The organism is Pannonibacter sp. SL95 (genome assembly GCF_026672425.1).
Taxonomy (GTDB): Bacteria; Pseudomonadota; Alphaproteobacteria; order Rhizobiales; family Stappiaceae; genus Pannonibacter.
This window is the reverse complement of the sequence record NZ_JAPPRC010000003.1, coordinates 759970-777382: the sequence shown is the minus strand read 5'-3', so window position 1 is coordinate 777382 and position 17413 is coordinate 759970. Positions and strand designations below refer to the sequence as shown.

General features: G+C 61.1%; 17 protein-coding genes. 5 read left to right on the top strand and 12 right to left on the bottom strand.

Annotation, left to right across the window (positions count from 1 at the left end):
- Positions 1-17: 17 nt before the first annotated feature.
- Positions 18-254 (top strand): hypothetical protein, encoded by a 237-nt coding sequence (locus OVA12_RS04070; protein WP_268134740.1) that lies wholly within the window; start codon positions 18-20, stop codon positions 252-254.
- A gap of 540 nt (positions 255-794) precedes the next feature.
- The gene (locus OVA12_RS04065) at positions 795-1772 is read left to right on the top strand and encodes a DUF7946 domain-containing protein (RefSeq protein WP_268134738.1); all 978 of its coding nucleotides are present in this window, start codon (positions 795-797) and stop codon (positions 1770-1772) included.
- 49 nt (positions 1773-1821) lie between these two features.
- On the opposite strand, the gene OVA12_RS04060 is transcribed toward OVA12_RS04065, so the two are convergent.
- The 3 genes from OVA12_RS04060 to OVA12_RS04050 form a co-directional block, all read right to left on the bottom strand.
- Positions 1822-2082 (bottom strand): hypothetical protein, encoded by a 261-nt coding sequence (locus OVA12_RS04060; RefSeq protein WP_268134736.1) that lies wholly within the window; start codon positions 2080-2082, stop codon positions 1822-1824.
- A 168-nt stretch (positions 2083-2250) separates the two neighbouring features.
- Positions 2251-2454: a hypothetical protein gene (locus OVA12_RS04055; RefSeq protein WP_268134734.1), complete on the bottom strand. Its 204-nt coding sequence runs from the start codon at positions 2452-2454 to the stop codon at positions 2251-2253.
- Between the two features lie 230 nt (positions 2455-2684).
- On the bottom strand, positions 2685-3404 hold the full coding sequence (locus tag OVA12_RS04050) for a hypothetical protein (RefSeq protein ID WP_268134732.1): 720 nt from the start codon (positions 3402-3404) through the stop codon (positions 2685-2687).
- A gap of 596 nt (positions 3405-4000) precedes the next feature.
- On the opposite strand from OVA12_RS04050, the gene OVA12_RS04045 reads away from it, so the two are divergent.
- From OVA12_RS04045 to OVA12_RS04035, 3 genes are read left to right on the top strand one after another with little or no spacing between them, the layout of a single operon-like run.
- Complete coding sequence (locus tag OVA12_RS04045; RefSeq protein ID WP_268134730.1) at positions 4001-5692, top strand: Hsp70 family protein; 1692 nt, start codon at positions 4001-4003, stop codon at positions 5690-5692.
- On the top strand, positions 5682-6653 hold the full coding sequence (locus OVA12_RS04040; protein ID WP_268134728.1) for a hypothetical protein: 972 nt from the start codon (positions 5682-5684) through the stop codon (positions 6651-6653). The genes OVA12_RS04045 and OVA12_RS04040 overlap by 11 nt, the downstream gene beginning before the upstream one ends.
- 54 nt (positions 6654-6707) lie before the next feature.
- The gene (locus OVA12_RS04035; protein WP_268134726.1) at positions 6708-7586 is read left to right on the top strand and encodes a hypothetical protein; all 879 of its coding nucleotides are present in this window, start codon (positions 6708-6710) and stop codon (positions 7584-7586) included.
- A 156-nt stretch (positions 7587-7742) separates the two neighbouring features.
- Here the strand turns inward: OVA12_RS04035 and OVA12_RS04030 are convergent, their stop codons facing one another.
- The 9 genes from OVA12_RS04030 to pdxR all read right to left on the bottom strand — a co-directional run bounded on the left by OVA12_RS04030 (position 7743) and on the right by pdxR (position 17325).
- Positions 7743-8288 (bottom strand): GNAT family N-acetyltransferase, encoded by a 546-nt coding sequence (locus OVA12_RS04030; protein ID WP_268134724.1) that lies wholly within the window; start codon positions 8286-8288, stop codon positions 7743-7745.
- Positions 8285-8593, bottom strand: a complete 309-nt coding sequence (locus OVA12_RS04025) for a type II toxin-antitoxin system TacA family antitoxin (RefSeq protein WP_268134722.1) — start codon at positions 8591-8593, stop codon at positions 8285-8287. Before OVA12_RS04025 ends, OVA12_RS04030 begins: the two co-directional genes overlap by 4 nt.
- Positions 8594-8682: 89 nt before the next feature.
- Positions 8683-10011, bottom strand: a complete 1329-nt coding sequence (locus OVA12_RS04020) for an NAD(P)/FAD-dependent oxidoreductase (protein WP_268134720.1) — start codon at positions 10009-10011, stop codon at positions 8683-8685.
- A gap of 9 nt (positions 10012-10020) precedes the next feature.
- Entirely contained in the window at positions 10021-11643 is a 1623-nt protein-coding gene (locus OVA12_RS04015; protein WP_268134718.1) for a GMC family oxidoreductase, read from the bottom strand.
- 6 nt (positions 11644-11649) lie between these two features.
- Positions 11650-12510: an ABC transporter permease gene (locus OVA12_RS04010; protein WP_268134716.1), complete on the bottom strand. Its 861-nt coding sequence runs from the start codon at positions 12508-12510 to the stop codon at positions 11650-11652.
- Between the two features lie 12 nt (positions 12511-12522).
- The gene (locus OVA12_RS04005) at positions 12523-13392 is read right to left on the bottom strand and encodes an ABC transporter permease (RefSeq protein ID WP_268134714.1); all 870 of its coding nucleotides are present in this window, start codon (positions 13390-13392) and stop codon (positions 12523-12525) included.
- On the bottom strand, positions 13392-14507 hold the full coding sequence (locus tag OVA12_RS04000) for an ABC transporter ATP-binding protein (protein ID WP_268134712.1): 1116 nt from the start codon (positions 14505-14507) through the stop codon (positions 13392-13394). The genes OVA12_RS04005 and OVA12_RS04000 overlap by 1 nt, the downstream gene beginning before the upstream one ends.
- 147 nt (positions 14508-14654) lie before the next feature.
- Positions 14655-15731: an extracellular solute-binding protein gene (locus OVA12_RS03995; protein ID WP_268134710.1), complete on the bottom strand. Its 1077-nt coding sequence runs from the start codon at positions 15729-15731 to the stop codon at positions 14655-14657.
- 121 nt (positions 15732-15852) lie between these two features.
- A complete protein-coding gene (gene pdxR / locus OVA12_RS03990) occupies positions 15853-17325 on the bottom strand; it encodes a MocR-like pyridoxine biosynthesis transcription factor PdxR (RefSeq protein WP_268134708.1) in 1473 nt (490 codons plus the stop codon).
- Positions 17326-17413: the final 88 nt, after the last annotated feature.

Below are 17413 nucleotides of genomic sequence, written 5' to 3'. Positions count from 1 at the left end.
GCGCATAAAGAGTGCAATTGCATGCTGAGCAGAGTACGGCGGTCGCATCCGCTGTGCTGCTATTTCTGATGGGCTTTTCCATCGCCAGCGGGGGAAACTTAATCGATCGACTGCGGGGCTGTTTGAATATTAATTTCAATAGCTTATGGCTTTTTCCCAAGTTTGGGAAACTCAAATTTGCCCGACTTGCCGTCAAAGGCGTGCCAGCAGCACAAGCAGAAATACCGTTTAAAGGCGGAATTCTGCGGTTTTGAACACTGTTTGAAGAGCTTTCAAAGCCTCGACCTCAGCCCATGCGCTACGGTTCAAATGCTGACCGGATCCCTGATATGCTGCAAATCAGGGCGTCAAATTCTCGCGAGTAATTCCATCCGGAGCTAGCGGGACTTCTTGTTCTTTTACAATCGCTTACCGTTCTTTCCCGGTCGTTCCCACTTGTTCCCGGTTAACTGCAAAACCACCCGTCAAACAACATCCGGACGCTAGCTAACGAGCAACGTTTGGAGCCCTTAATTTTCGCCCCCGGCTGCAACAGGCATGGGCTTGAGAGCGGGGTTTGTACCGTCGCGCCATTTGCAACGTTGATTTCGAGCAAGAGCACAACCTCCGTGTACTTAGTCTGCTTCGTTTTCCGGTCGATACATTTGGAAATGTGGGGCATTTTTCAGCTCGGAGCTGAGACGCACAGATACCGACTCTGAAGCAATTGATCATGCCCCCCGTGCCGCTTCCGAGCGGCAGCGTCAGCGCTTCGATGGTCGCGAGTGTCAGAGCCGTTTTATGACGCTCAAAATATGCTGGCAACTTCCGCGTGTCAGGGTATGGTTTGCTCTGGGTTCAAAAGCGATATTGTATTCATCGCTTTATTTGAGGGATTTCTTATGTCGGCTGCAATCTTCACTCTGAGTTACTCAGGAGGCGCTTCCGACGATCATGTCATCGACTTCTATGACGTTGCACAAGCTCTAATTGGCTTTCAACGGTCCCTGGCGCTAACCACCCATCTGGTTCTCAACGACAAGGTTATCACGCAGGCACCCGCGCTGAAGGGAGCGAGAATTCTAGCCCTTCCACCTGAAGATGGAAGTTGGAAGATTACTGCTGCGGTGATCGTTGGACTATATACGGTTGGCACCGCGCCAAAGGACTCTCCTATCGGTAATTTGATTGCCTCTGCCTACGACTACGTTGTGTCAGAAACACTCGGATTCCATGTCGACTTCGACAAAACTCTGGGGCAGCAATACGACGAACTGAAAAAAATGCGCGAGACGGAATTAAAAAGACTACCTCAAGCCAGATTTGATAGCGTTATCGAAAAATGTGAGCTTGCTATTCGCGATATGCATCGACCGATTGCACACTCAGAAACAGCGATTAGCGCTTCAATATTTTCGCAAGTTGGCTCGTGGACTTCAAAAGTCCAGCAGGAATTGGATATTAATACATATGAATATTTATCATTTACTCGCGAAGAAGATAGGCCGGAAACATTCGTGGGACGCGTATCAAGCTACAATATTAACACCTACAAAGGGCGTATATACTTACGCGCCGAAGGTCGACCCGTACCATTCGAGCTTGGAAATGTAGCTCGTGATCTTAGAAGTATATCACTAATAACAAATAGCCTTGTTTCAAATGCACGCGATCGCATGAGTGGTGAGGGGGAAGTAGCACTTAAGGCCTACAAAAGGGTCAGCAAGAGCGGCAAGATGAAGGGGCTACTTGTCGTAGATGTAAACAAAGCTACGGGCGATCCTGAATATTAAGAAAACATTTCGTAGAAAATTTATAATAATAAAATCAATCGATGAAAAGCTATTTATCTTCAAACAACATCCGCGCGGTCCCCACTGGCAGGAACATGCGCAGCGGATTTGACGGCAAGGGCTGGAAGCCGTAGCCGGCGTAGAGCTTGCTCCGCCGGGTGACAAGATCAGCGTTGCCGTCGTCCAGTACATCAAGGATCACGACAGCGATGCCGATGTGATCGGCGGCAAGGCCGATGCGTCGGAGCGCGTCCACCAGCAGGTCGCCGCCAAACCCTTGACCCGAGAAGCGTTGGCCCACCCCGATCATGGCCAGAAGTGCTGCGGGGATGAAGCCATGTGCTTAAGTACGGCTTCGTCCGCCGGTTAGTCTTAGACGGGACATTGGCTCGATCAAGCGCCACTCGAAGTCAAGTAAGGTCAAATCGGCTCAGGCCGACGCTGAATCAAAGGCACTCCCTGATGGAGAGGGATCGGTTCAAAAGCCGTACGCCTGGGGGTTGGCAAGCACTGTATCGACCGTGAAATGTGGATCAGCAACTTCCACTTGCTCCAACAGCGCAATCATCTGCTGCCGATCTCGCCGCTTGGCCGCAGCATCCCACTGATCGAGAATGCCCACATGAAATAGTCGCTCATTTACTGTCATGCCCGCTAAGCTGGGCTCATCATGATCTTCCATGAATGTAGCATCGCACATCCGCGCCCGACATCCAATGCTTATGGGTTCACGACCTAGTCAACAATTGGTCGTGCATCTCGTATCGCTTGTTGACGGCAGGTCACCACCTATCCGTGCTACTTCAACAGCATCAAACCAGCTGGGCTCTGCGTAGTGCGCGTCGGTTGCTCCTCACTTCAACGTTCCGAACCTAAACATAGGCCCAATCTGCGAAGGAGGAGATTAGGCGCTCAATCAGGCTCAGCCAAACCAATGCGCCGCAATTCCTGAAGCCCCCGCAGCAGAAGGTCGCGCTTGGTCTTGGCAGCCGCAAGCGGGGCGACAAGGACCGTGTCCGCATCACCATCCGCCAGGAAGAGGTTGATCATGAACGGCCACAACTTGTTCGTCGGATCGAGCTGCCCCTCCCATCCAGGCTTAACCACTTGAAGGGCGCGCTCACGAGTGATCAGCACCTGAGATTCTGGATCGCGCCGGATTAAGCGCGCCGGCACTCCCCGAATGTCGAACTCCTTGAACCGGGCTTCGCTGATATCCAATGCCCAGTCGAAACCAGCATAAAAGTGATCGCGATAATCATCAAATGGCTTTTGCCGGGCATAATTGTTCGGTCCGTATGTTGAAGTATCAGCTTCGGCGTTGATCTTCATCTTTCCGATGTTTCCCGAGAGCTTCACCCGATCTAAATAGGGACACCAGACGATGAATAGATCGCTCGTCCTAAGATTGCTGATGGAAACATTTGAAAGAACTGTCGGACCGGTTTGGCAGTCCAAAAACGCGCAGTCAGAAAGCTCCACGTTTCGCACTGTCGACATTCGCCCGAACTCCGCGGTCAATGAAATCGCGCATCGCGTGAACGTGCATTGCTCAAACTTCATATTCTCTATGAGAAGCTGATCGCCCCTGTCATAGAGCTGATAAAAACTTTCATTCTTGAACTCTCTCATCGCGGAAGCACCAAGCTCGATGGAAGGCCGGGGTGATTTACAGAGCCAATAGCCCATCCACAGCGAGGGGCAAAATGCGAGCTACCGTCTGCATTTACTGATCGTTTTCAAGGCTGTCGCAGTTAAGCACGAGGGTCGGTTGCCATATTCCGCGACCAGTTCTGACATCGAATGCTCCCCCTTAAGGGTTTCCAGCGCCACACGCGCCTTGAACGCCGAATAGCGGTTCCTGCGTCTCGACGTGTTTTGTTCTCCTCTTGCTTGGAGACCAGCAGATTTACGGTCGTGGCGTCCGGTATAGTCGCATTTCTCGGGGGCAGCTCAAGCTTCTATGGCAACGAAAAGAGATCAAAACGGTCGATTGGCGCAGACGACAGAGCGTCCGCGCTCAGATGCGCATGCTGGCGCCTTGCCCATTTCACTTCTGCCCCCCCCTCCCCCCGCTGTTGCCGCCAAACGACAGGCCTATCGGAAATTGAGATCGTCAATTGTGGCGAGGAGAGAATGCCTTGCAATGGCAACGGCCTGCCTGTCTTCTGCAACTCACGATGGCCCGGACCGGGCGGGATGGACGCAGTAGAGGGCTGGAGCTGACCTTGGCGCATATTGGCATTGATCTTGGCACGACCAATTCCCTGATCGCACAGTTTACCGAGAACGGGCCCGAACTGATTTCGAACCGGTTGGGCGGCGTGCTGACGCCGTCTGTGGTCCATGTCGACAAGGGCCATGTCCACACCGGCGAGACCGCGAAATCGCGCCTGCTGACCCGGCCGGACCAGACGGTTGCCGCCTTCAAGCGCACCATGGGCACGGAAAAGGCCTACCGGCTGGACGGCAAGACGATGACGTCGGTGGAACTTTCGGCCGCGGTGCTGCGTGCGCTCAAGGAGGATGCCGAGACCGCGCTTGGGGAGCCGGTTGTGGATGTGGTCATCTCCGTGCCGGCCTATTTCAGCGAGGCGCAGCGCAAGTCCGTCGCCCAGGCCGCCAAGATGGCCGGGCTGAAGCCGGTCCGCCTGATCAACGAGCCGACCGCGGCAGCGCTCGCCTATGGCTTGCAGGACCTGTCGCAGGAAAGCTGCTTCCTCGTCTTCGATCTGGGCGGCGGCACGTTTGACGTCTCGATCCTTGAGGTGTTCGAAGGCGTGATGGAAGTGAAGGCCACGGCCGGCGACGCCTATCTCGGCGGCGAGGACTTCACCCGGACACTGGTGAAGCACCTGACCGGCCTTGCCTCTTATAAGCGCCTCAGCAGCGAGGACGAGGCGGCCATCCGCAAGGCCGCCGAAGACATGAAAATGGCGCTGACCCAGCGCGACAGCGCATCGATCGAGATCCGCCGGGACGGGCTGACGCTTGAGGCAACAGTGACCCGGGCCGAATTCGAGGACATGTGCGCGCCGCTGCTCACACGGCTGCGCCGGCCTGTCGAACGCGTGCTCTACGACGCCAAACTGCGGCCGGAGGACCTGCAGAAGGTGGTGCTCGTCGGCGGGGCGACGCGCATGCCGATGGTGCGGTCGCTGATCGCCCGGCACCTGCGCCACTTCCCCGACGGACACATCGACCCGGACCATGCCGTGGCGCTTGGCGCTGCCGTGCAGGCGGGCCTTGTCGGCAAGAACCAGGCGCTGAAGGACGTCGTCATGACCGACGTGACGGCGCATTCGCTGGGCGTGGAGACCAGCAAGGAGGTGGGAAACCGCCTGCTGATGGGCTACTTCCTGCCGATCATCGAACGCAACACGGTGGTGCCTGTCTCGCGCGAGGAATACCTGCAAGCCATCCGGCCCGACCAGACGGAAATGGTGCTGGGCATCTTCCAGGGGGAATCGCCGGACGTTTCGGCCAACGTGCGCCTCGGCACGCTCAAGGTGCCCCTGCCGCGCAGCCGCGACGGGTCGCTGCAGCATGTCAGCGTCCGCTTCTCCTACGATGTCTCGGGCCTGCTCGAGGTTGATGTCATCACGCTGACGGATGGCAAGCGGACCAGCACCACGATCCGCAACCTGGCTGGCGACATGAGCGAGGAGGACATCGAGAAGGCGCGCAAGTCACTGGAAAAACTGAAGATACATCCGCGCGACGAAGAAGCGAACATTGCCCTGCGCGCAAGGATCGAGCAGTGCTTTGCGATGGCCAGGCAGGACGACCGGAGCGTTTTTTCCAACATGCTGGCGGAGTTCGACATGCTGCTGGAGAAACAGAACCCGTCCGATCTCGCGGCCTTCCGTAAGGAAGCCGAGGCCTGCATGAACCAGTTCGAGGCCAGCTATGTCTTCTGAGGCACGTCTGCCCTGGTACCTGGAGACCTTGGGCCTCGACGGCGAGGCCCCCTCCCCGACCGAGATCAAGCGGGCTTATGCGCGCAAGCTCAAGGCGATCGATCAGGCGGCCGATCCGGACGGTTTCCAGCACCTGCGGGCGGCCTATGAAATGGCGCATGCCCTGTCGAAGGCCGGGACGGCAGCCGAACCGGTGCATGACCGGGCGGAAGCCAGCGAGGCAACAGCGCCCCCCTCCGGCGAGGACCCGCGGCCGCTTGATCCAGAGGCCGAGGCCGCTGCCGAGCCGGCGTCCGATGCCGAGACGACGGAGCCAGAGGAGTGGCCAGGCCTGTCGCCGGAGGAAGCTGCGGCGCGCGATGCCTGCAACGACGTGCTGGACCAGTTTGCCCGCGAAACGGCCCCCATGCGTCAGCTTGATCTGCTGCTGGTGCTGCTGGAACATGCCGACCGCCTGTCGATCCGGGACCACATGGCGCTTGAACAGGTGATCGTCCGCTACCTTGCCTCCTGCATCGTGCAGGATGGCAGCGGCTTGCCGCGGTTTGAGCCGCATATCCTGCCGGTCCTGCTGACGCGTCTCGGCCAGATGTTCCAGTGGCAATCGGACATCAAGGCGCTTGAACGCGCCACACAGGACTATCCGCAGGTGCGTGACGCCTATTTCATCGGCTTGCAACGGGAGCCGGTGGATCCGTCATCGCCGATGGCAAGCACGGTCGACATGAATGCGCAGACGAGGATCATCGGCATCTGCGTCCTGACGACGTTTTCCTGCTTCCTTCTAACACGCGCCCTTGGCGACTATCCCGAGATTGCCAATATCTTCAGAGGCATCGGCGCAATCGGCTTCGGCATGATCTTCCTTTTCATCTTTTTCGCAGGCTTACACAAACTGGCCGGATGGGCGATGGCGTCGATCGGCAAGCTGTTGCGCCAGATCGGCCTGTTCAACCGGTGACCTGACGCTCCGCCACCGGCGGGATGCTGCCATGCAGGACGAGACAACGGCAACATGCCCCAGGACATACCGTACGCACTGCTCGAGCTTGGCATCCTGACCCCAACGGCCAGCAAGGCCGAGATCAAACGCGCCTATGCCAGGAAGCTGAAGACGCTGGATGCTGTTGCGGACAGGGACGACTTCCAGCACCTGCGTGAAATATATGAGATGGCGCTCCGGCTGGTTGCGCTGCAGGAGCGCGAAGCTGCAGAGGACGCGGATGCCAGTCTCGCAAATGATCCTGCGGGCACGGCAAACACGCGGGAAACTGAAGCGGTAGCGGAACAGGAGATCGCCCAACCGCCGGCCGATCTCGAGCACGAGGCAAAGCTTCAGCAGGCGATCAATGCGCCGAATGACAAGGCACGGCAGGAGCTTCTGCACGCGCTCTTGCAGCAGATGGACACTCTCTCCTTCGCCATGGGCGAACGGCTGCAATATGTGATTGCCGGCCATCTCGCGGCCCTGATCCGCACGGATGACAGCGGCTTGCCGATCTTTAGCCCTGTCGTCACACGGGACTTTCTGGATGAATGCGATCAGGCCTTCGACTGGAGCAGTGACACGCAGTCCCTGAACCGGTCGTTTGGCGTCAATTCGCCGGCCGTGATCGCCTATCTGGCGCGCTTTCCAAGCATCGAGACGCGCCGCGCACACGCCGAAGCGGCTGCAAGGCGGGAAGCGCGGCGAAAGGACTTTCGTGTTGTCGTGATCCAGACCCTCGCCCTGATCGCTGTCGCGTCGGCAGGGCACTTCCTCGACTACGAGCACGATGAAATCGTCGTCATCGCAGTGGCTGCCGGGTTGCTGATCCTGTTTGGCATGCGGGCTTTCAGGGCCATCCGCACGTGGCTTTCGCCTCACCTCCCGAACCGGTCACGCAACCGGTAGAAGGGGATCGCGAGGGTGGCCGAATAAACTGGCAATATAGAGCACAATGGTCACAGCCATTTCAAAGGCGTACCCACATTTCCTTCGACACCGGAATCCTTTCGTCTGCCATCTCGCCTCAGAATGACTCTGGACGCCAGAGTGGCAGGTCAGCCCTCACAGATCAAACAGCATACGCGCGGTCCCCACTGGCAGGAACATGCGCAGCGGATTTGATGGCAAGGGTTGGAATCCGTAGCCGGCGTAGAGCTTGCTCCGCCGGGTGACAAGGTCGGCGTTGCCGTCGTCCAGGACATCAAGGATCACGACAGCGATGCCGATGTGATCGGCGGCAAGGACGATGCGGCGGAGTGCATCGGCCAAGAGGTCACCGCCAAACCCTTGACCCGAGAAGCGTTGGTCCACCCCGATCATGGCCAGAAACGCTGCGGGGATGAAGCCATGCGCGGGACGGGTTCGGGCAAACCGGGGCGGCAGTTCGCCATAGTCAATCGTGTGGGCATTGAGCGCATAGAAGCCAATCAGGTCGGCTTCAGGCGAGGTCATGACATAGACGCGCGTATTGTCCGCTTTCGCCAGCTTGTTGGCCGTGCGCCTGAAGAAATTGTCGACCTGCGTGACACCGCAACAAAAGCCTGTGCGGTCGTGCTTCTCCGGATCGAACAGCTCGATGAGGTATTGCCGGGAGGCGCTGTCAGTCACTTCGACAGGACGCGCGACTTATGGCGGGCTAAGGCGCGCTTGAGCTGTTCGGTGGGCTGTGCCGGATTATCCAGGGCCTCGAAAAAGGCAGCATGATCGGCGGCGGCGAGGCTGGTGCGCTCATGCGCGGCAATGGTTGCCAGTGCGGACTGATAGGCCGCATTCATCGTGAACACGCTGTCATCGACGCCACTGAGCGCAGCCGCGCGCTGGATCGTCTGTTTGATATGCGGCTTGGTGCGGAAGTTCATCCGCTCGCTTGCGCGCTCGTCAATGTCCTTGATGATGTCATCGAACGCGAGCATGGCCGCTCTCCGCAAACTCCATGCCACAATATGTACGCCGCAATGACGTACATTTCAATAAAGAAGAACGTGTCGATTTGGTTGCCCCCTCACACCCCGAACCGGTCACGCAAACGGTAGAGCAACACGGACGGGGTGAGGAACCACGGGGTGCCGGTGTAGAGGGGGCGGGTGGGGAACGGGAGGCGTTCGAAGGCGGACGGGGTGGCTTCGCGGCCGGCGGCCTTGCGGCCCATGCGCATGCCGAGGTAGCTGGCCATGCCAACGCCGGCCCCGCAATAGCCCATGGCGTGATAGAGGCCTTTGTCTTCCCCGCAATGGGCGAGTGTGTTGAACGTGTAGCCGACAAAACCCATCCAGGCGTAGCTGATGCGGTAGGGCTCAAGCTCCGGGAACAGGGCGACAAGGTCGCGGTGCAGGGTGACGGCGCTGATGCGCGGGTCGGTCTCGCTGAGGGAGACGCGGCCGCCGAAGAGAACGCGGCGGCGGTCCGGCGACAGGCGGTAGTAATAGACGAGCTTGCGCGTGTCGGAGAGGATGCGGTCGGTCGGGAACAGGCGGTCGACCAGGGCCTGCGGCAATTCCTCGGTGGCGATGATATAGGAGCCGATCGGGATGATGCGGCGCTGGTGATGCGGGGACAGCGGCCGGGAATAGCCGTTGGTGGCAAGAATGACCTTGCCGGCGCGGATGGTGCCGGCAGGCGTTGTCACGGCAAAGCCGCTGCCCTGCCGCTCGAGCCGCGTTGCCGGGCAATGGCTTTTGACAAGGGCACCGGCGGCCAGCACACGGGCGAGCAGGGCCGGATGGTAACGGCCGACATCGATGCTGCAATGGCGCGGAAAGACCATGCCGCCGTGATAGGCGGCGGTGCCCAGCTCCCGCGCCATCTCGGCTTTCGGCACCATATAGGCACCGGTTTTCCAGACCGGATGGCCCGCGGCACAGTCACGCGCGAGGCTGTCATAGAGATGCGACTTGTGCGCGCCGTGAAAGCGGCCGACCTCGGCAAAACCGCAGTCGAGCGCCTCATCCCGCACCAGCGCATGCATGTAATCGAGAGATGCCTGGCCTTCCTCAAGAATGGCACGGGCGATGTCCGGGCCATGCTTGCGGGAGAGCGCGGCAAAGGACGGCTTGACGCTGGTCGAGACCTGACCGCCGTTGCGCGTGCTGCAGCCCCAGCCGGCGGATTCCGCGTCCAGCACCAGCGTCGACAGCCCTTCCCGGCTGGTCTGCAGCGCGGCGTTGAGCCCGGTGTAGCCGGCGCCGATGATGACCACATCGGCCTCGGGCGGCAGCGGCGTCAGGCTGAGGTCGGGACCATTGCCCTTGCCGGAACCAGAATGCCACCAGTAGGGCTCTGGCTTGAAGTCGGGTGCGAACAGGGCATCGGTTGCAGCCATGGCTGGGGTCATGGGTGGCCTTCAGCTTGCGCGGTGGTCGAAGAGGACAAGGTCTGCCCCCTTCTCGCCAACCATGATGGTGGGCGCGTTGGTGTTGCCCGAGGTGACCGTCGGAAAGATCGAGGCATCGATGACGCGCAAGGCCTCGACGCCATAGACTCGCAGCCGGTTGTCGACCACGTCCACGTCGGGATCGGGGCCCATGCGACAGGCGCTGACCGGGTGGAACACGGTGGAGCAGCGGGCGCGCACATCGGCCAGCATGTCGAGATCGCTCTCGACCTTGGCCCCCGGCACGATTTCCGTCTCGATCACGGACTGCATGGCCGGTGAGGCGGCGATCTGGCGCATCAGGCGGCAGCCCTCGACCATCTCCACCTGATCCTGCACGGTGGCGAGAGAGTTGGGGTGGATTTCCGGCGCGTCCATCGGGTCGTTGGACCTGAGGCCAATAGACCCGCGGCTGGTTGGCCGTGTCGGCTGGAAGCCGAGCAGGAAACCGGAGAACGGATCCGGGTTCATCAGCGGCCGCTTGCCCTTCGGCGCCTTGGTGTAGCTGACCGGCGAGAAGTAGAGCTGCATGTTGGGCCGAGCGGCTTCCGGCGAGGACCGGACAAAGCCGCCGGCCTGGTTGACGCTGAGCGACAGCGGGCCGCGCCGTGTCAGGACGTAGCGCAGCCCCTGCCACAGCTTGCCCCACCAGGGGTGGAGCTGGTCGTTGAGGGTCGGCACCCGGGAGCGGTAGAGATAATCCAGCCCGAGATGGTCCTGCAGGTTGCGGCCAACGCCCTTGCGCTCCACCCGGACCTCAAGGCCCTTTGCACGCAGGCTGTCGCCCGCGCCGATGCCGGAGAGCAGCAACAGCTGCGGCGAGTTCACCGCGCCGGCGCTGAGGATGACCTCGCGCCGGGCGTTGACGCGCAGTTCCTCCGCCCCCCGGCGGAAGGTCACGCCGACCGCACGCCGGCCCTCAAGCTCGATCCGCGTGGCATGGGCATGGGTGAGGACGGTGACATTGGACCTCCGGCGCGCCCGCGCCAGATAGGCCCTGGCCGTCGACATGCGAAAGCCGCCCTTGGCCGTGATCTGGTAGAGGCCAACGCCCTCCTGCGAGGCACCGTTGAAGTCCGGGTTGCGGCGGAAGCCGGCCTGTTCGCAGCCCGAAAGAAACACGTCGCAGAGCGGATGCAGATCCCGCGCGGGGGTCATGACATGCAAGGGGCCCTGGTCACCACGATAGGCATCGCCTCCGGCGGCATTGGTCTCGCTGCGCTTGAAATAGGGCAGCACATCGTCCCAGCCCCAGCCGGGGTTGCCCATGGCGGCCCAGTCGTTGAAGTCGTCATGCTGGCCGCGGATATACACCATGGCATTGATCGAGCTGGAACCGCCGAGCACCTTGCCGCGCGGCCAGTAGCCGGTGCGGTCATCGAGGCCGGGATCGGGTTCGGTGCGGTACATCCAGTTGATCGCGGGATTGTAGAAGGCCTTGCCGTAGCCGATCGGCATCCAGATCCAGAAGTTGAGGTCCGAGCCGCCCGCCTCGAGCACGCAGACGGAAAAGCGGCCGCTTTCCGACAGCCGGTCGGCCAGCACGGCCCCGGCAGACCCGGCCCCCACGATGATGAAGTCAAACTCTTGCATGATGGCCTATCGCGCCGTCTTGTCGCGTTGAACGAGGATGGAAACCAGCGCCAGCAGTCCAGATCCGAGCATCAGGAAGACCGACACGGCATTGAGGACCGGCGTCGAGCCGACCTTGGCCATGCGGTCGTACATGGTGATGGTCAGCGGAGCGTCGGAGCCCACCAGGAACAGGGTCGTGTTGAAATTCTCGAACGACACCAGGAAAGCGACGATGCCGGAGGCGATCATGGCCGGCCGCAGGAACGGCAGCGTGATCGTGGTCAGCACCCGGAGCCGGCTGGCGCCGAGGTTGAGCGCAGCCTCCTCCAGCGCAGCGTCGAATTTCTTCAGCCGCGCGGTGATCACCAGGGAGGCGATGGTGGTGATGAAGGAGAACTGGCCGAGGACCACCAGGAACAGCCCGGGCCTCAGGAAGCTCAGCTCCATGCCCAGCGCGCCTTCGAGAGCATTGGCCGTGTCGCTGGCCAGCACGAGGATCGAGATGCCCAGGATGACGCCCGGAATGACCAGCGGCACGACCATGAGGATGTAGAAGAAGTTCTTCGCCGGAAAATCACCGCGCACGAACAGGAAGGCATTGGTCGTACCGAAGGCCACCGACAGGACCGCGACGCAGGAGGCGATGACGAACGAGTAGTAGAGGCCGCTGAGCAGCCGCCGGTCATAGAACATGCCGCGCTTGGGCTCGGTCGGATTGAAGAACCAGTCGAGGGTGAAGCCTTGCCAGGGCAAGGCCGGGAACAGGCTGTCGTTGAAGGCAAAGGCGGCAGCGGCCACCAGGGGCGCGGCGAGAAACAGGAAGAAGACCGCGACGTAGAGCCGATAGCCAAGGAGGAAGGGCGTTAGCCGATTGGTGCGCAGCATCCTGCCTCTCCCTCAGCTTCGAGCGACGGTGTTGGCCAGGGTCTGGCCGCTGAGCTTGAGACCCAGCCAGATGACGAGCGACGTGAACAGCAGCAACAGCATGCCGAAGGCGGCCCCCGCCTCCCAGTTGAAGCGGGTGATGAACTGATTGTAGATCTGTTCGGTGAACCAGCTGGAGTTCTTGCCGCCGAGAAGGATCGGTGTGAGATAGGACCCGGCCGTCAACATGAAGACGACGATGCAGCCCGAGACAATGCCGGGCATGGCATAGGGGATGATGATCCGCCGCAGCACCGTGAAGCCGTTGCCGCCCAGATTGTAGCCGGCCTCGATCATGGCGTTGTCCATGCCATCGAGCGTCGAGACCAGCGGCACGATCATGAACAGCATGACGGTGTAGACGAGGCCGACGACGACGGTGACGTCGTTGTAAAGAAACTCGACCGGGCCGCTGACGACGCCAGTCCACTGCAGGAACGAAGACAGCACGCCGGTTTCGCGCAGCAGCAGGATCCAGCCGAAGGCGCGGATGAGATCACTGACCCAGAGTGGCACCAGGCACAGGAGGAACAGCGCGCCGCGGGTGCGATTGCCGGCGAGCTTGGCGATGTAATAGGCAATCGGGAAGCCGATGAGCAGCGCCAGCGCCGTGACCAGCAGCGACATCGAGCCGGTGCGCAGCAGCGTGTTCCAGTAGATCGGCTCCTGCAGGAAGTCGATGTAATGGCCGAAGCCGAACTCATAGACGCGCGGAGCAACCTTCTCGCGCAGGGACAGGCGGATCATGCCGATATGCGGCAGAATGATCAGCAGGCTGATCCACAGCGCAAAGGGCGTGAACAGCAGGATCAGCACCAGCCGCTTGAAATCCTTTTGCAGCATCAGCCGGCCCCTCCGCCGGCAAAGCACATGGCGTGACGGGCCGACCAGAGCAGCGTGACGGCCTCGCCCGGACGGACATCGTTGTCGCCGGTCAGCGTGATGTCGGCCTCGATCAGTTCGCCATGGTCGCTGCGCACCAGAACGCGGCTGTTGGCGCCGTTGAACAGCAGGCTTTCGACGGACCCGTCCATCCGGTTTTCGTCCGGCGCGTTTGCTGCAGGTCCTGCGGACTTGCGGTGCGTGCGGATGAACTCGGGCCGGACGAAGATCTCGACCGCCTCCCCATCGCGAACGGCCTGGCCACCGGCTGCGGTGAAGGCCATCTGCAATCCTTGCAGGGTCTCGACGCGGCCACCCGTGCCGTCGCTCACCCGCACCTTGCCGGACCAGCGGTTGCTGTCGCCGACGAAGCCGGCGACGAAGGCCGTCTTCGGATGGTGGTACAGCTCCTGCGGCGCACCGATCTGCTCGAAGCGGCCCTGGTTCATGATCGCGACCCGGTCGGACATGACGAGGGCTTCGGACTGGTCGTGGGTGATGTAGATGAAGGTGGTGTTGAACTGGTGCTGCAGCAGCTTCAGCTCGATCTTCATGGCCTCGCGCAGCTTCAGGTCGAGCGCGCCGAGGGGTTCATCGAGCAGCAGCACATCCGGATCCAGCACCATGCAGCGGGCAATGGCGATGCGCTGCTTCTGGCCGCCGGAAAGCTGGTGGATCTCCCGCTCCGCCACGTCCGGCAGGGCGATGCGCTCCAGCACATCGTGAACCTTGCGCCGGATTTCAGCATTGGCAACGCCCTTGCAGCGCAGGCCATAGGCGATGTTTTCGAAGACATTCATCATCGGGAACAGCGCCAGATGCTGGAACACCATCTTGACGTTGCGCCGGTTCGGCGGCGTGCCCAGAACCGAATGGCCCTTGATGCGGATGTCGCCGCTGGTCGGCTCCTCGAACCCGGCAATCATGCGCATCAGGGTCGTCTTGCCGCAGCCGGACGGCCCGAGAATGGAAAAGAACGAGCCACTGGGAATTTCGAAGGAAATGTCCTTCACCGCGCGAAAGGCGCCGAAAGACTTGGCAATGTCAGTGCATTCGAGATCAGGAACCTGGGACATCGTCATATCGGAAGCCATGCGAGAAGGAACGACAGGGACAGCAAGAAATAGGCTGCCGCGATCACGCGCCGCGCGTCAGGGAGGCGGGGCGGAAAAGAGAAGCAGCTGCGCACACGGGACGCGCGCAGCTGCAGACCATGCCCGCGATCAGCCGCCGGTGGCAGCCTTGATCTTCTCGAGGGTCTTGCCTTCCATGTCTTCCACGCCCGACGGGATGTTGGCGAAGAACTTCAGGTTGGCGATGTCGGCATCGGTGAAGGACGCGTTGACGGCGGCCTTCTTGTCGGCCGGCAGCAGATCCTTGCCGCCCTTGACCGCCGCGATGGCGCCGGTGCTGGCGGACATCAGCGTCACGTTCTCAGGACGCAGGACGAAGTTGATCCACTTGTAGGCCGCGTCATCCGCCGCGCCTTTTGCCGGAATGGCGAAGGTGTCGATCCAGGCCAGGGCGCCGGTGGCCGGCGGCACGAAGACGATGTTCTTGTTCTGGTCGTAGAGCTTGAACGCGGTGGAGTCCCAGGTCTCGGAGGCGACGATTTCACCCGACAGCATCATGGCGCTGAGGTCATCGCCCGAGTTCCAGTAGGCCTTGATGTTGTCCTTGCAGGCGATGAGCTTGTCAGCGACCTTGTCGAGAATGGTCTGGTACTTGGCCAGATCCGCATAGGCCGCGAACGGATCCTCGCCCATGGCGAAGGCCGTGCCGAGCAGGATCGTGCGGCGCAGGCGCATCGACGTCTTGCCCTTGTACTGCGGGTCGCAGAGATCGCCCCAACCCTTGAGGTTCGGCGCCTTGGACTTGTCGGCCATCAGGCCGGACGTGCCCCACTGGTGCGGCACGGCGTAGACCTTGCCCTCGATCGTGGTGTTGGCCTTCACGCCATCAAGCAGCTTGGCTTCCATCACGCCGGTGTCGATCTTCGACAGGTCGAGCGGCTTGTAGATGCCGTATTCGAGCTGCGCGGCATAGATGCGGTCGTGGCTGGGCTGGGCAAGGTCAAAGCCGGAGCCGCCGGTGGCACGCAGCTTGGCAATCATTTCCTCGTTGTTCGAGTAGGTGACCTCGACATCGATGCCCGGATTTTCGGCCTCGAACTTCTGGATCAGCTCATCGGGAGCATAGGAGCCCCAGGTGAGAATCCGCAGCGTTTCGGCATTGGCACCACTCACGCCGGCCAGCATCGTGGCCGCCAGCAAACCTGCAAGCATTGTTCTGGTATGCATTGTTTCCTCCCTTCAATGCAACAGACGCACTCTCGGCTGTCTCGACCAAAAGCCTAAGGGCCGATTGGTCTGCAAAATATATCCATTGCAGATATTCTTGCAGTCCACTTCTGCGGGCACATCACCGCAGCAGGCGGTCCAGTGTATCCAGCCCCTTGCGGATGTCATCGGGAGCGGCGCAGCCAAAGCCGAAGACCAGACCGCGTTCGGCAATGGGGGCGACCGTGTAACGGCCAAGGCCGGCAATCGCGATCCCGGCCTGCCGCGCCTTCTCGACAATGTCTGCTTCCTCGAGACCGGGCGCAAGCATCCCGACGGCGTGGAAACCGCTCTGGGTCGGCTGCAGGTCAATGCGCCCGGACAGGCGCTGGGCCGCGGAAATCAGCAGATCGTGACGATCCTTGTAGATCTGCCGCATGGTGCGGATATGCGTGGCAAACATGCCCTCATCCATGAACTCGGCAACGATGGCCTGCGTCACGGTCGGGACACCGCTGAGCCAGGTCTGACTGATGCGCTCAAAGCTCTCGACCAGCCCGTCCGGCACCAGGGCATAGCCAAGCCGGAGCGAGGGGAACAGCGACTTGGAGAAGGTGCCGACGTAGATGACCCGGCCGTGGGTGTCGATGCTCTTGAGGGTCGGTGGCGGCTGGTCACCGTAATAGAACTCACCGTCGTAATCGTCCTCGACGATCATGGCATCGGCTTCACTGGCCGCCTTCAGGAGCGCCAGCCGGCGCGGCAGGCTCATGACATGGCCGAGCGGCTGCTGGTGCGACGGGGTCACGAAGGCCAGCCGGAAGTGCGGTGCCTTGGCAAGACCATCCTGGACGCAGAGCCCCTCCTGGTCGACTGCCACCGGGATGGGGATGGCGCCGATGGCAACGAAGGCATTGCGCGCACCGATGGCACCGGGGTTTTCGAACCAGATGGGTTCGCCCGGATTAACGAGCATGCCGCCGATCAGCGAGAAGGCCCGCTGCGCACCATTGGTAATGAAGATCTGCTCCGGTGCACATTTGATCCCGCGCGAGGCGTTGAGCTGGCGCGCGATGGCAGCCCGCAACGGGGCATAGCCGAAGGGCTCGCCATAGCCCATGATGTCGTCCCGGTCCTTGCGCCAGTGGCGGGCCGAGAGCTTGGCCCATTGCGCCATTGGAAAGGCATCGAGCGCCGGCAGCGCCGTGGTGAAGGCCTGGGACTTGTGCGGCAGGCGCGTGCGCCGGACGAATTCCGGAATGGCGTGACGCGTGGCGTGGGACAGGCGCGGAATGGCCTTGATCGCCGTGTCGCCGGCCGGCAGCGGCTTCGGCTCCAGACGCCCGGTCAGCGCCTCGCTGACATAGGTGCCGGACCCGACCCGCGCCTCCAGCAGCCCCTCCGACACCAACCGCTCGACGGCATCGATCACCGTGGTGCGGGAGACGCCGATCTCCTCGGCGAGGGTTCGCGTTGCCGGCAGGCGCTCGCCCGGCGCAAGCCCCCCGTTGAGCAGCAAATCACGTAGCGCCATGTAAAGTTGGATCGAGATCTTCTTCTCGGCCCCCTTGTCGATCTTGATCGACGACAGCACCGCCCCGGCATGACGCTTCATGGCTCCCCTCCAAATTGGTATGCGATTTTGCCCAAAGCGGATCTTATATCAAGACCAATTCCGGATAGGCTCTTGACCGAAGCATCAA